Here is a 13,064-nt window from a genome sequence, read left to right as displayed (position 1 = left end):
CGCTCAGCCCCGGCGGTCCGCCCGCAGCTCGAACACCAGCCGCTCCTCGTCCGCGGACACCGGCGAGAAACCCAGCCGGCCCAGCACCGCCGTCGACGCGGAGTTCGCGGGCACCACGACCGCGGTGAGGCGGCGCAGCCCGAGCACGGCGAACCCGGCCTCCACCAGCGCGCCGGCCGCCTCGGTCGCCAGCCCGCGCCCCCACCGGTCCGCGCGCAGCGCGTACCCCAGCGCCGCCTCGTCGTCGCCGGTGCGCAGCAGCAGGACCTCCCCGACGACCGTCCCGGTCGCGACCTCCTCCACCGCCAGCACCAGCGCGTCCCCGGTCGCCGCGGCGCGCACCTGCCCGGTGCGCACCCCGAGCGCCCGGCGCGTCTCCTCCCGGTCGCGCACGGGCCACGGCGTGTACCGGGTCACCCGCTCGTCGCCGTGGAACACCACGAGGTCGTCGAGGTCGCCCGGGCGGTGCTCGCGCAGCCGCAGCCGGGGCGTGAGCAGGGGCAGCGGCAGCGACCAGGCGGCGGGCACCGCCCGACGCTAGCCCGGCGCTCGGCGCGTCGGACAGGATGGCGGCGTGCTGGAACGCCGGACCGTCTCCTCGGGCGCGCCGTGGGAACCCGTCGTCGGCTACTCGCGGGCCGTGCGGGTCGGGCCGTGGGTCAGCGTGGCGGGCACCACCGCCGCCGGGCCGGACGGCGCCCCCGTCGGCGGCGACGACCCCGCCGCGCAGACCCGCGAGGCGCTGCGGCGCGTCGAGGCGGCGCTCGCGCACGTCGGCGCGGGACTGGCCGACGTGGTCCGCACCCGCCTGTACGTCACCGACATCGCCCGGTGGGAGGAGGTCGGGCGCGTCCACGGGGAGTTCTTCGCCGACGTCCGGCCGGCCTGCACGATGGTCGAGGTCAGCGCGCTCGTCGACCCGCGGCTGCTCGTGGAGGTCGAGGCGGACGCGGTCGTGCCCTGACGGTCCGGGACGACGACCGCGCGGCGACGGGCGGGATCCTCCTAGGGTCGGGTGGTGCGCGAGCTGACGACGGAACGGTTGCGGCTGAGATCGTTCATCCCCGGCGACCTGGAGGCCGTCCACGCCTACGCCGGAGATCCGGAGGTGTGCCGGTACACCGACTGGGGACCCAACACCCTTGCGCAGTCGCGCGCGTTCATCGACGAGGTGTGCGCGGCCTCCGCGGTGGAGCGGCCGGGCTCGACGACCTGGGCCGTGACCGTCGCCGGTGAGGTCGTGGGGGCCTGCTCGGTGAGCGTGACCAGCGCAGAGCACCGGCGCGGGGTGATGGGCTACGTCCTGGCCCGGGCCCACTGGGGGCGGGGTCTGGCCACCGAGGCGGCCGCGGCGGTGCTGCGCTTCGCCCGGGAGGACCTGGCGCTGGAGCGGGTGGAGGCCACGTGCCGACCGGGCAACCTGGCGTCGCAGCGGGTGCTGCGGAAGATCGGGATGCGGCAGGAGGGGTTGCTGCGCTCGCACGTGATGATCCGGGGCCGGCGCGAGGACAGCCTGCTGTTCGCCGCGGTCGGCGACGACGTGCCGGGCCCCGGAGCCTCGTGACCGCTGACGCCGTCGGACGGCGTCCAGCGCCTCACGCGGACGTGGTGGTGCGGCGACGTGCCCGCTCCAGCCGACGACGGCGACGCAGGCTGACGGAGCACACCCCGGCGGCGAGCACCGGCAGGCCCCAGAGCGCGGACGGCACCTCGACGAGGTGGGCGGCCGTCCACACGACGAGCAGCAGCACGAGGGTGACCGGGACCGGGCGCTCGTGCCAGCGCCGACGGCGGGGTACCGGTGTCACGTCCCGTCCGCGCGGAGCAGCCGCGGAGTCGTGTCGACGTCCACGGGACCGGGGAACGCCAGGGCGAAGGTGACACCCCCGCGCTCGTCCAGCTCGGTGGGCGTCGTCTCGTCCTGGGTGATGCGCAGGCCGAGCTCCGGCATCGACACGTCCACGGTGTACGTCCCGGTGCCGAGGGTCCGCGTGACGCGGCCGCCCTCGTCGAGGACGGCCGTCCCCACCGGGTCGCCGCCGGCGAAGAAGGTGACCTGCGCTCCGGCCGCCGGCAGGTCGCGGCACCGGTCCTCGCGGCACAGCTGCAGGGTCGTCTCGACGGTGACCTCGCCGGTCTCCTGTCCCGCGCAGCCGGTGAGGGCGGCGGCCAGCACGAGGACGGTCAGCGGTGGGAGCGACCGTCGCGGCGAGCGGTGCACGGGGGCAGCGTGGCAGGACGGCCGCCGTCCCGGGGACGTTTCCGGGACACCTCTCCCGGAACGCCGCGCCCCGTGCCGGGCGCGACGGGGTGTCCACTCTCACAGGCGGTCCGGTGGCGGGTCCGCGGGGGCCGGGTGACCGTGGACGGGTGAGCTCCTCCACGCTCCCCGACGCCCGCACCTCCTCCTCGCCCTCGCCCGGCGACGCCGTCGACGCCTACGACGTGGTCGTCGTCGGCGGTGGCCCGGCCGGCGTCTCGGCCGCCCTGCGCGCCGCCGAGCTCGGCGCCCGCACGGCCCTGCTGGAGGGTTCGCGCACCGGCGGCACGTGCGTGAACACCGGCTGCGTCCCCACGCGGGTGCTGGCCAAGACGGCCCGGCTCGTGCGCGAGGTGCGCACGGCCGCCGAGTACGGCATCGCCGTCCCGCAGGAGCGCGTGGACTGGCCCGCGACGGTCGCCCGCGTGCGCGCCACCGTCGAGCGCGTGCAGGCCGCGAAGGCGGACCCGCAGCGGCTGGCCGACGCCGGTGTCGACCTCGTGCTGGAGGGCCGCGCGCGCTTCGTCGACCCGCACGTGCTGGAGCTCGCCGCGACCGGGCGGCGGGTGCGCGGCGAGAGCGTCGTGCTGTGCGTCGGCGGGCGCTCGCGGCGGCTGCCGCTGCCCGGTGCGGAACTCGCCACCTATCCCGAGACCGTGCTGGACCTGCCCTCCCTGCCCCGGCGCCTGGCCGTCGTGGGCGCGGGCAACACCGGCGCGCAGCTCGTCACCGTCTTCCGCGCCCTGGGCAGCGAGGTGCAGCTCCTGGACCTGGCCCGGCGGGTCCTGCCGACGGCCGACGCCGACGTCTCGCGCGCCGTGCAGCAGGCGTTCGAGGAGCAGGGCGTGCGGGTCGCGACGGGGATCGACGCGGTGCGCTCGCTGACCCGGCGCGCCGACGGGGCCATCGACCTGGCCTGGTCGCAGGACGGCGAGCACCGCGAGGAGGCGTTCGACGCCGTCGTGATGAGCGTCGGCTGGCCCGCGTCGCTGGACGGGCTGGGGCTGGAGGCCGCCGGGATCCAGGTCCACCGCTCGGCGATCGCGGTCGACGAGCACCTGCGCACCACCGCGCCCCACGTGTTCGCCGCCGGCGACGCCAACGGCCGCGCGATGCTGGTGCAGGCCGCCCACGCCGAGGCGGAGGCCGCCGCCACCAACGCCGTCCTCGGCGCGACCCGCCGCACCCCGCACCCGCTGCTGCCGTCGGGGGGTTTCACCGACCCCGACTACGCGGGGGTGGGGCTCACCGAGGACGAGGCGCGGGCGCGGGACCCGCAGTGCCTCGTGGTGACCGTGCCGTTCGCCGCGATGGAGCGCGCCGTCATCGACGACCGCACGCGGGGTTTCCTCAAGCTCATCGCCGACCGGCGCCGCGACGTCCTGCTCGGCGCGCACGCCGTGGGGGAGGAGGCCGTCGAGATCGTCCAGGCCGTGACGACGGCGATGGCCGCGGGCGTCGACGTCGCGACCCTGGCGCGCGTCGAGTTCGCCTACCCCACCTACAGCGCCGTCATCGGCGAGGCCGCCCGCCGGCTGATGCGCACGGCCGTCGCCTGACGTCAGGGCGGTCCCGGGCCACCGGTCGTCGCGTCGAGGACGGCGACGGCGTCGGCAGCGGTCAACGTCTCGCGTCCCAGCGGCTGCACGCCGATCCGGGTGCAGTGCAACCCGCTCGCCACCCGCTCGACGACCCCCCACTCCCACACGGCCGCGGGGTCCGTGCCGGTGCGCGCCGCCAGTCGCCGGGCCCGCTCGTGCGGGTCACCGCGGAGCAGGTCGACGGGGTCGCCCCGCAGCACCGTGCCCAGGTCGCACTCGGGCTCGGCCAGCAGACCGTCGGGATCGACCAGCTTGAACCCCGCGCCCGCCCGGAGCGCGTTGAGCTGGTGCACGTCACCGTGGACCAGCACGGCACGCTCGTCGTCGTGGGCCGCCCCGCGCCGACGCGCGCAGCGCAGGGCGTGGTCGACGGCCCGCTCCGAGCACGGGCGGCCGAGGTCTTCCCACGACGCGGTGATCGACGACACGAGCTGCCGGGCGCGGTCGGCACCGGTCGGGAGGCCGGACCCCGCGGCCGGGCGCCACACCCGCGCCGCGGTGTCGCACAGGATGTCGTGGCGGGTCGCGGTGGGCAGGCCCAGCGCGGACAGCGGAGGGCCCAGCCGTTCCAGCAGCAGCGCGCCCACGTCGGGATCGTCGCGCAGCAGAGCCGCGGTCCCCCGCCCGTCCGCCAGGCGCAGGGCGGTGACCTCGTGGCGCGCGCCGTCGCCCGAGCGGGGGACGAGGACCTTGACCACGACCGGTCGACCCGACGTCGTGGTCGCCTCCGCGACGTAGGCCTCGGTGGCTCCGGTGAACGGGCGACCGACGGCGACGTCCCACCTGCCTTCGAGGTGGGCCAGGAGTCCGGGCAGGTCGTCGAGCCAGTCTCCGGCGCCCACGGCGAGCGCGTGGTTCCGCATGACCTCCGGGACGACGACCACCCGCTGCCCGCCCCCGTCCGTCGACCGCGACACCGTCGTGCTGCTGCGACCCGCCGGACGACCTACTCCTCGAACGTGTTGAGCATGCTGTGGGCGGCGCGCTCCAGGTAGTCCCACAGCACGCCCTCCTGGGCGGCCGGCAGGCCCAGCGAGTCCACCGCGGCGCGCATGTGCGTCAGCCAGCGGTCGCGCGCGTCCGGGTTCACCTTGAACGGGGCGTGCCGCATCCGCAGGCGCGGGTGCCCGCGCTGCTCGGAGTACGTCGTCGGCCCGCCCCAGTACTGCTCCAGGAACAGCCGCAGCCGCTCCTTCGCCGGGCCCAGGTCCGCCTCCGGGTACATCGGCCGCAGCACCTCGTCGGCGGCGACCCCGTCGTAGAAGGCGTCGACCAGCCGGGTGAACGTCGCGGCGCCGCCCACCTCGTCGTAGAACGTGCGCCCCGCGGGCGTCGTGCGGGTCAGGCTGCTGCGCCCGCCGGTGGGCGGGCCGAGGGGGGAGGGCGGGGTCGTGCTCACGACTCCGAGGATCGCACGGGCCCGCCCCCGCCCCGGCCGCGCGTCAGGCCGCGTGCGCCCCCTCGCGCGCCTCGCCCGCCCGGCGGGCGCTGTCCACCGGCCCCCGCGGGGCGCCGGTGCGGCGCTCGCGCACCAGCGCCTCCGCGGCCCGGGCCACGTTGCGCTGCATCCCGCCGAACACCACGTCGTGGAACGGGCTGATCGCCGCCCAGTACGCCTGCCCCGCCAGGCCCTTGGGGTGGAACAGCGCCCGCTGCCGGAACAGCGTGCGGCCCACCGGGTCGCTCTCGATCCGCAGGTCCAGCCACGCCAGGCCCGGCAGGCGCATCTCCGCGCGCAGCCGCAGCAGCTCCCCGGGCAGGCGCTCCTCCACCCGCCACCAGTCGACCGCGTCGCCGATCATCAGCGAGCGCGGGTCGCGCCGCCCGCGCCGCAGCCCCGGCCCGCCCGAGAAGCGGTCCAGCACCCCGCGCACCGCCCACGCCGTCGGCCACGAGTACCAGCCGCGCTCGCCGCCGATGCCCTCCAGCACCTCCCACAGCACCTCGCGGGGCGCCTCGACCACCGTCGTGCGGTCGTCCACGTACAGGTTGCCGCCCGACCAGCCCGGGTCGCTGGGCAGCGGGTCGCTGGGCGCGCCCGGCAGCGACGCCGACGACCAGCGGGTCGCCACGTTCGCCTCCTGGATGCGCTGCAGCGCCAGCGCCACCGCCTCCCGGTAGCCGATCAGGCCCTCCTCCGGGTCCGGCACCCACTGCGCGATGTCGTGCTCCTGGCAGACCACCTCGTGCACGAGGCTCTCCACCAGCGGCTGGGCGATCCGCTTGGGCACCGGGGTGACCGTGCCCACCCAGTGGCTCGACAGCCGCGGCGACATCACGCCCACCGGCAGCACGTGCCGCTTGGGCAGCCCGGCCACCTCCGCGTACACGCGCATCATGTCCAGGTACGTCAGGACGTCCGGGCCGCCGATGTCGAAGACGCGGCTGACCTCCGGCGGCAGGTCCGCCACCCCCACCAGGTAGCGCAGCACGTCGCGGATCGCGATGGGCTGGATGCGGTTGCTCACCCACTTCGGGCACACCATCGCCGGCAGCCGCTCGGTCAGGTGGCGGACCATCTCGAAGCTGGCAGACCCCGAACCGAGGATCACCGCCGCGCGCAGCACCGTCGTGGGCACGCCGGAGTCCAGCAGGATCTCCCCGACCTCCCGGCGCGACTCCAGGTGCGTGGACAGCTCCTCGCCCTCCGGGTACAGCCCGCCCAGGTACACCAGGCGGCCCACGCCCTGCGCCTTGGAGGCGCGCGCGAACGTGCGCGCCGTGCGGCGGTCCTTGGAGGAGAACTGCGAGCCGCTGCTCATCGCGTGGATGAGGTAGTAGGCCACGTCCACGCCCGCCAGGGCGGCGCGCACCTGCTCCGCGTCGGCGGCGTCGGCCTGCACGACCTCCACGTCGTCGATCCACGGGCGGTCGCGCAGCGCCTCCGGCCGCCGCGCCATCGCGCGCACGCGGAAACCGGCCTGCAGCAGTTCCGGCACGAGCCGGCCGCCGATGTAGCCGCTGACGCCGGTGACGAGGGCGAGGCGCTGGGTCATGGCGACAGTGTCGGCCGCGGACGTCGCGCGCGCACCCCCTCGCCGGCCACGTCCCGCCCGGCGCGTCAGCGGATGCGGGGGATCTCCCCGGTGTCGTCGGCCACCACGTCCGCCTCGCTGCGCCGCGGCGGCTGCGAGCCGCCCGCCGCGGCCGGGTCGCCGTGCCGCGCCGGCGGCGGCGTGGCCGGCGCCTCGTCCTGGCGCAGCCACACCGTGCGCTGCGGGAAGGGGAACTCGATGCCCTCGGCGTCGAACGCCGCCTTGATGCGCCGGCGCAGCTCGCGCTGCACGGCCCACTGCTGCAGCGGCGCCGTCTTGACCACCATGCGCAGCACCACCCCGTCGGCGGCCATCTGCTCCACGCCCCACACCTCCGGGCGGGCCAGCACCAGCGGCTTCCACGCCTCCTCGGCGGCCAGCCGGTCCCCGATGCGCTGCAGCACCTCCTGCACGTGCGCGATGTCCGCGCCGTAGGCCACCGACACGTCCAGCACCGCGCGCGCCCAGCCCTGGCTCTGGTTGCCGACCCGCAGGATCTCGCCGTTGCGCACGTACCAGACGGTCCCGCTGACGTCCCGCAGCCGCGTCACCCGCAGCCCCACGGCCTCCACCGTGCCCGAGGCGTCGCCCAGGTCCACGACGTCGCCGACGCCGTACTGGTCCTCGGCGAGCATGAACACCCCGGACAGGAAGTCGCGCACCAGCGACTGCGCGCCGAAGCCCAGCGCCACGCCGACGATGCCCGCGGAAGCGATGAAGGGGGCGATGTTGATGTTCAGCTGCCCCAGCACGCCCAGCACCGCCACGACGCCGATCACCAGCGTCGTCGTGCTCTTGAGGACCGAGCCCAGCGTCTGCGCGCGCTGCTGGCGGCGCTCGGACAGCAGCGGGCTGGACTCCAGCAGCCCGCCGCGCCGCGCCTCGCGCCGCCCGGCCGCCACCCCCGCCACCGTCCGGTCGATGACCTTCATCAGCAGGTACCGCGCCACGAAGCAGACCAGCAGGATCAGCACGATCCGCAGCGGCCAGCCCAGCAGCACGTCCGCGATCCGCCCCGCCAGGCGCGAGCCGGTCAGGTCGTAGACCGTCCCGCACACCCCCGGCGAGCCCGACACGCAGTACGAGCCCGTCAGCTCCCCGACGTCCCGCAGGACCTCCCCGGCGCTCGTCGACTCGGGGCTGGGGGTCGGGGCGGGGGTCGTCGCGGCGACGAGCACGGTGGGGGTCCTCCTGCGGGGTCGGTCGGGAGCGGGGTCGGGGGCGGGGTCGGGGGCGGGGTCGGGGGCGGGTCAGCGCGCGACGTCGAGGCCGGTGGCGGCCGCCGCGAACGCCAGCCGGTCCGCGGCCAGCGCCGCGCTGCGCGAGACCGAGCGCGCGCCGTGCCCGACGTCGCCCTCCGCGCGCAGCAGCACCGGCCGCTGCGAGGCGGTCGCGCGCTGCAGCGCCGCGCACAGCTTGCGCGCGTGCAGCGGGTCCACCCGCGAGTCGCCGTCGAAGACCGTGAACAGCACCGCCGGGTACTCCGTGCCCTCCACCACCCGGTGGTAGGGGGAGTACGCCAGCAGCCAGCGGAACTCCTCCTCGACCGCCGCGCTGCCGTACTCCTCGCTCCACGTGGCGCCCAGCCCGTGCCGCTCGTAGCGGACCATGTCCAGCAGCGGCGCCGAGCAGACGATCCCCGCGAACGCCTCCGGGGCCTGCGTCAGCGCCGCGCCCACGAGCAGGCCGCCGTTCGAGCCGCCCTCCGCGACCAGCTGCCCCGGCGTCGTCCAGCCCTCGGTCACCAGGTGCCGGGCCGCGGCCAGGAAGTCGTCGAACACGTTCTGCTTGGACCCGCGCGTCCCCGCGCGGTGCCAGTCCTCGCCCTCCTCGCCGCCGCCGCGCAGCTGCGCCACCACGTGCACGCCGCCGGCCTCCACCCACGCCAGCGCGTCGGGGGAGTAGTGCGGGGACATGCTGATCCCGAACCCGCCGTAGCCGTACAGGACCGCCGGGGCCGGGCGCAGCGGGCGCCCGGCGCCGTCCACCGCGTCGGCGCGCGCCGTCAGCAGCAGCCGCACCGTCGTGCCGTCGGCGCTGGCGCACTCCAGCAGGCGACTGGTCACCGCCGGCACCTCCACCGCGCCCGGCGGGCGCGACTCCAGCTCCAGGCCGCCCGTGCGCGCGTCCCAGTGCCACACCTCCGACGGGACGGTCGTGGCCGTGAAGGAGAACCACAGGTCGTGACCGGGCTCGCCGCGCGTGACGAGGCCGCCGACCGACCCCGACCCCGGCAGCTCCAGGGCGCCCGCGCCCCCCGGCAGCCGCTGACCGCTTCCCAGCTCGTGCACGCTCAGCGACGACAGCGCGTGCCGCGTCCAGCCCGCCACCAGCAGCGGCCGGTCCAGCTCCTCGCCGTCCAGGACGGCCACGTCCTCCAGCAGCGCGTCCCGCGCCTGCGGCAGCAGGTCGCGCCAGTGCTCCGGGCCCGGGGTCGCCGGGTCGGCCACCGCCAGCCGCCCCCGCGGGGCGTCCAGGTCGGTGAAGGCGTACAGCCGCCCGTCGCGGCCCACCCACACCCCGGTGCTCGCGTCCAGGCCGCGCACCACCTCGCGGAACGGCGGGCGCGCCGGGTCCGCGCCGCGCAGGTCCGCCAGCCACACGTCGTTGCGGGGGGCGGTGCCGTCGGCGGCGCTGACGACCAGCCAGCGCCCGTCCCGCGACGTCCACACCCCGTAGTACGTCGTCAGCGGCAGCGGCGGCGCGCCCTCCGGGTCGCCCGGCACGGGACCGCCGAAGACCTCCACGTCGGTGGCCGGGTCCGCGCCCACCCGGTGCAGCCACACCCGGCGGTGGTACTGCCGCTCGCCCTCCGGCAGCTGCTCCGGCGGCAGCCGGCGCACGTAGTAGAACCGGCGCTCGCCGTCCCCGGCGTCCGGCAGCCACGCCACCGGCGAGTAGCGGGCCCGGTCCAGCGGGCCGTCGACCACCTCGCCCGTGGCGACGTCCAGCACCCGCAGGACGCTCTCCTCGGTGCCGCCCTCGGACAGCTGGTAGGCCAGCAGGTCGCCCTCCGGGCTGGGCCGCCACGCGTCCAGCGTCGTCGTGCCCGAGGGGTCCAGCGCCAGCGGGTCCACCAGCGTCCGGGTGCCGGCGCCGTCGGTGACCGTCAGCACCCCCAGCTCCCCGTCCACCGCCCGGCGCGTGCGGAACACCCGGGCGCCGCGGTGCACGGGCGCGCCCACCGACCCCGTCGCCATCAGCTGCCCCACCCGCTCGCGCAGGCGCTCGCGCCCCGGCGCCCGGCCCGCCCAGTCCTCCCACGCGGCCGCCTGCCAGCGCGACCACTCCCGCGTGCGCGGGTCGTCGGCGTCCTCCAGCCAGCGGTACGGGTCGGGCACCGGGGTCCCGTGCAGCTCCTCGACGAGGTCGAGGCGCGGGGCCAGGTCGGCGGGCGGGCGGACGGCGCCGGTCGCGGGGTGCACGAGCGCCACCCTAGGCAGCTCCGGCGGCCCGTGGAGGCCCGTGGAGGCCCGCCGCCGCCGCGCCGGGACGGGGGCGCTCTGGCAGAGTCGGCGCGTGCCACCCGAGCCCGCCGACGCCCGCGCCGACGACCGCGCCGACGACCGGACCGACGACCGGACCCCGCCGCAGCTGGCCGAGCTGGCCGCCGCCGAGGGCGTCTCCACCTCCTTCACCGACTGGCGCGGCCGCACCGCCGACGTGCCGCGCGCCACCGTCGAGGCCGTGCTGACCGCCCTCGGCCACGACGTGTCCGGGCCCGCCGCGGTCGCCGCGTCGCTGGCGGAGGTGCGGCTGCGGCCCTGGCGCCGCCGCCTGCCGCCCGTGGTCGTCACCCGCGAGGGCAGCAGCGCCCAGGTGCCCGTCCACGTCCCGCACGGCGACCCCGTCGACGTCGTCGTCGAGCTGGAGGACGACGGCGGGTGGGCGCCGCTGCGCCAGGTCGACCGCTGGGTGGACCCCAAGCACGTCGACGGCCGCCTCACCGGCCGCGCCACCTTCGAGGTCCCCGACGACCTGCCGCTGGGCTGGCACCTGCTGCGGGTGCGCACCCCCTCCGGCGACGCCGAGTGCCCGCTGGTCGTCACCCCCGACGTCCTGGAGCTGCCCGAGGCGCTGCAGCGCGGGCGCTCCGTCGGCTACCAGGCGCAGCTGTACTCGGTGCGCTCGCGCCGCTCCTGGGGCGCCGGCGACCTGGCCGACCTGGCCGACCTGGCCGCCACCACCGCCGCCCAGGGCGCCGGCTGGCTGCTCGTGAACCCGCTGGCGGCCGCCTCCCCGGTGCCGCCGATGGAGGCCTCCCCGTACCTGCCGACCACCCGGCGCTTCGTCAACCCGCTGTACCTGCGCCCGGAGGACGTGCGGGAGACCGCCTACCTCGCACCGCAGCAGCGGGCCCGGGTGGAGGAGCTGGCCGCGCGCTGCCGCGCCGCCAACACGGACCCCGGCGAGATCGACCGCGACGCCCTGTGGGCGCTCAAGCGCGAGGCGCTGGAGGTGCTGCACGCCCACCCGCGCACCCAGGCCCGCCAGGCCGCCTTCCGCCGCTACGTCGCCGACGAGGACCCCGGGCTGACCGACTTCGCGCTGTGGTGCGCGCTGGCCGAGGAGCACGGCCTGCCCGCCTCCGGCTGGCCCGCGCAGGACCGCGACCCCGCCGCGGCCCGCGCCTCCGGGGCCCTGGAGCGCCTCGCCGACCGGGTCGACTTCCACCGCTGGCTGCAGTGGCAGTGCGACGAGCAGCTGCGCAGCGCCCAGGACGCGGCCACCGCGCCCGGCACCGGGCCCGGCATCGTCCACGACCTCGCCGTCGGCGTGCACCCCGAGGGCGCGGACGTGTGGAGCCTGGGCGACACCCTCGCCCGCGGCGTCACCGTGGGCGCCCCGCCGGACGCCTTCAACCAGCAGGGGCAGGACTGGAGCCAGCCGCCGTGGCGGCCCGACCGCCTCGCCGAGCTGGCCTACGTGCCCTTCCGGGACATGGTCCGCACGATCCTGCGGCACGCCGGCGGCCTGCGCGTCGACCACGTCATCGGCCTGTTCCGGCTGTGGTGGATCCCGCAGGGGGCCACCGCCGACCGCGGCACGTACGTGCGCTACGACCACGAGGCGCTGCTGGGCGTCCTGGCCCTGGAGGCCCAGCGGGCCGGGGCCGTGCTCGTGGGCGAGGACCTCGGCACCGTCGAGCCCTGGGTGCGCAGCTACCTGGCCGAGCGCGGGATCCTCGGCAGCGCCGTCCTCTGGTTCGAGTACGACGGCGACCGCCCGAAGGCGCCGGAGGACTACCGCGAGCTGGCCCTGGCCAGCGTCACCGTCCACGACCTGCCCCCCACGGCCGGCTACCTGGCCCAGGAGCACGTCGCGCTGCGCGACCGCCTCGGCCTGCTCACCCGCGACGTGGAGGAGGAGCGCGCCGCCGACCGCGCCGAGCAGGACCGCGTCCTGGGCCTCGTGCGCGGGCGCGGGCTGCTGCGCGAGGGCGCGGGGGAGCAGGAGACCGTCGAGGCGCTGCACCGCTACCTGGCGCTGGCGCCGTCGCTGATGCTGGGCGTGTCCCTCGTCGACGCCGTCGGCGACCGCCGCACCCAGAACCAGCCGGGCACCGCGAACGAGTACCCGAACTGGCGGATGCCCCTCACCGGCCCGGACGGGGAGGTCGTCCTGCTCGACGACCTGCCCACCCACACCCGGGCGCTGTCACTGGCCCGGGCGGTGCGCGAGGCGCTCGCCGCGGGCGGGGACGAGCGCGCGGGCGGCGCGGAGCGCTGAGCGGGGAGGGGCGGCCGGAGGCGGGGGAACTCCTCCACCGCGGTGGGGCGGCCGTCCCGCTGCGCCGCACCTTGACACGCGCGGGCCCGCTCGGGCACCGTGGCTCCCGCTCACCATCGAGAGCGGCTGAGAGATCTGGCTCCGTGACGCCGCAGCAACCCTCCGCGAGAGCGGGTTCGGGTGCTTCCGCCAGAACCGATGGAGGAACGGTGCTCAGGATCCGCGGTCACGCCTTCCACGCCTCGCGGCGTCGTCACATCGACCACTGCCGCCGAGGGGCCACGGGCTGTCGCTAGCAGCTGCGCGGTACCCGGTCCCCGCCACCGCGGAGACCGGTCACGACGACGACGCCACCGCCCGGGACCACCCCGCGGCCGCGCCGCGCCCTCCCGACCCCTTCCCCCGCAACAGCTCGCGCCACACCGCGCCACGAACAGC

The 13,064-nt window shown here is 77.1% G+C and carries 12 protein-coding genes and 1 riboswitch; of the genes, 4 read left to right on the top strand and 8 right to left on the bottom strand.

Features of this window, described 5'->3' with window-relative positions; genetic code table 11:
- Positions 1 to 3: 3 nt before the first annotated feature.
- A complete protein-coding gene (locus AB8M62_RS12455) occupies positions 4 to 528 on the bottom strand; it encodes a GNAT family N-acetyltransferase (RefSeq protein WP_369069747.1) in 525 nt (174 codons plus the stop codon).
- 49 nt (positions 529 to 577) lie between these two features.
- Between AB8M62_RS12455 and AB8M62_RS12450 the strand changes: the two genes are divergently transcribed.
- Positions 578 to 964, top strand: a complete 387-nt coding sequence (locus tag AB8M62_RS12450) for a RidA family protein (RefSeq protein ID WP_369069762.1) — start codon at positions 578 to 580, stop codon at positions 962 to 964.
- A 54-nt stretch (positions 965 to 1,018) separates the two neighbouring features.
- Positions 1,019 to 1,564, top strand: a complete 546-nt coding sequence (locus tag AB8M62_RS12445; protein ID WP_369053332.1) for a GNAT family N-acetyltransferase — start codon at positions 1,019 to 1,021, stop codon at positions 1,562 to 1,564.
- Positions 1,565 to 1,595: 31 nt separating this feature from the next.
- Here the strand turns inward: AB8M62_RS12445 and AB8M62_RS12440 are convergent, their stop codons facing one another.
- Complete coding sequence (locus AB8M62_RS12440) at positions 1,596 to 1,808, bottom strand: hypothetical protein (RefSeq protein WP_369053330.1); 213 nt, start codon at positions 1,806 to 1,808, stop codon at positions 1,596 to 1,598.
- Positions 1,805 to 2,221, bottom strand: a complete 417-nt coding sequence (locus tag AB8M62_RS12435) for a hypothetical protein (RefSeq protein WP_369053328.1) — start codon at positions 2,219 to 2,221, stop codon at positions 1,805 to 1,807. The genes AB8M62_RS12440 and AB8M62_RS12435 overlap by 4 nt, the downstream gene beginning before the upstream one ends.
- A 149-nt stretch (positions 2,222 to 2,370) precedes the next feature.
- On the opposite strand from AB8M62_RS12435, the gene AB8M62_RS12430 reads away from it, so the two are divergent.
- Positions 2,371 to 3,819: a dihydrolipoyl dehydrogenase family protein gene (locus AB8M62_RS12430; RefSeq protein WP_369069745.1), complete on the top strand. Its 1,449-nt coding sequence runs from the start codon at positions 2,371 to 2,373 to the stop codon at positions 3,817 to 3,819.
- A 2-nt stretch (positions 3,820 to 3,821) separates the two neighbouring features.
- Here the strand turns inward: AB8M62_RS12430 and AB8M62_RS12425 are convergent, their stop codons facing one another.
- The 5 genes from AB8M62_RS12425 to AB8M62_RS12405 all read right to left on the bottom strand — a co-directional run bounded on the left by AB8M62_RS12425 (position 3,822) and on the right by AB8M62_RS12405 (position 10,321).
- Positions 3,822 to 4,778 carry an aminoglycoside phosphotransferase family protein gene (locus AB8M62_RS12425; RefSeq protein WP_369069744.1) on the bottom strand — a complete coding sequence of 319 codons (957 nt, stop codon included), beginning with the start codon at positions 4,776 to 4,778 and terminating at the stop codon, positions 3,822 to 3,824.
- Between the two features lie 29 nt (positions 4,779 to 4,807).
- Positions 4,808 to 5,206, bottom strand: coding sequence for a globin (locus tag AB8M62_RS12420; RefSeq protein ID WP_369053456.1), 399 nt, complete (start codon positions 5,204 to 5,206; stop codon positions 4,808 to 4,810).
- 97 nt (positions 5,207 to 5,303) lie between these two features.
- Positions 5,304 to 6,857, bottom strand: a complete 1,554-nt coding sequence (locus AB8M62_RS12415) for an SDR family oxidoreductase (protein ID WP_369069743.1) — start codon at positions 6,855 to 6,857, stop codon at positions 5,304 to 5,306.
- A 65-nt stretch (positions 6,858 to 6,922) separates the two neighbouring features.
- The gene (locus tag AB8M62_RS12410) at positions 6,923 to 8,074 is read right to left on the bottom strand and encodes a mechanosensitive ion channel family protein (RefSeq protein WP_369053322.1); all 1,152 of its coding nucleotides are present in this window, start codon (positions 8,072 to 8,074) and stop codon (positions 6,923 to 6,925) included.
- 72 nt (positions 8,075 to 8,146) lie between these two features.
- Positions 8,147 to 10,321, bottom strand: coding sequence for a prolyl oligopeptidase family serine peptidase (locus tag AB8M62_RS12405; RefSeq protein ID WP_369069742.1), 2,175 nt, complete (start codon positions 10,319 to 10,321; stop codon positions 8,147 to 8,149).
- A gap of 94 nt (positions 10,322 to 10,415) precedes the next feature.
- Between AB8M62_RS12405 and malQ the strand changes: the two genes are divergently transcribed.
- Positions 10,416 to 12,626 (top strand): 4-alpha-glucanotransferase, encoded by a 2,211-nt coding sequence (gene malQ / locus AB8M62_RS12400; RefSeq protein ID WP_369053319.1) that lies wholly within the window; start codon positions 10,416 to 10,418, stop codon positions 12,624 to 12,626.
- Between the two features lie 110 nt (positions 12,627 to 12,736).
- Positions 12,737 to 12,831: riboswitch (SAM riboswitch) on the top strand.
- Positions 12,832 to 13,064 lie beyond the last annotated feature (233 nt).

This window comes from Kineococcus terrestris (assembly GCF_041020755.1).
Lineage (GTDB): Bacteria > Actinomycetota > Actinomycetes > Actinomycetales > Kineococcaceae > Kineococcus > Kineococcus terrestris.
The sequence above is the reverse complement of the archived record's forward strand: the minus strand, read 5'-3'. Positions and strand labels throughout refer to the sequence as shown.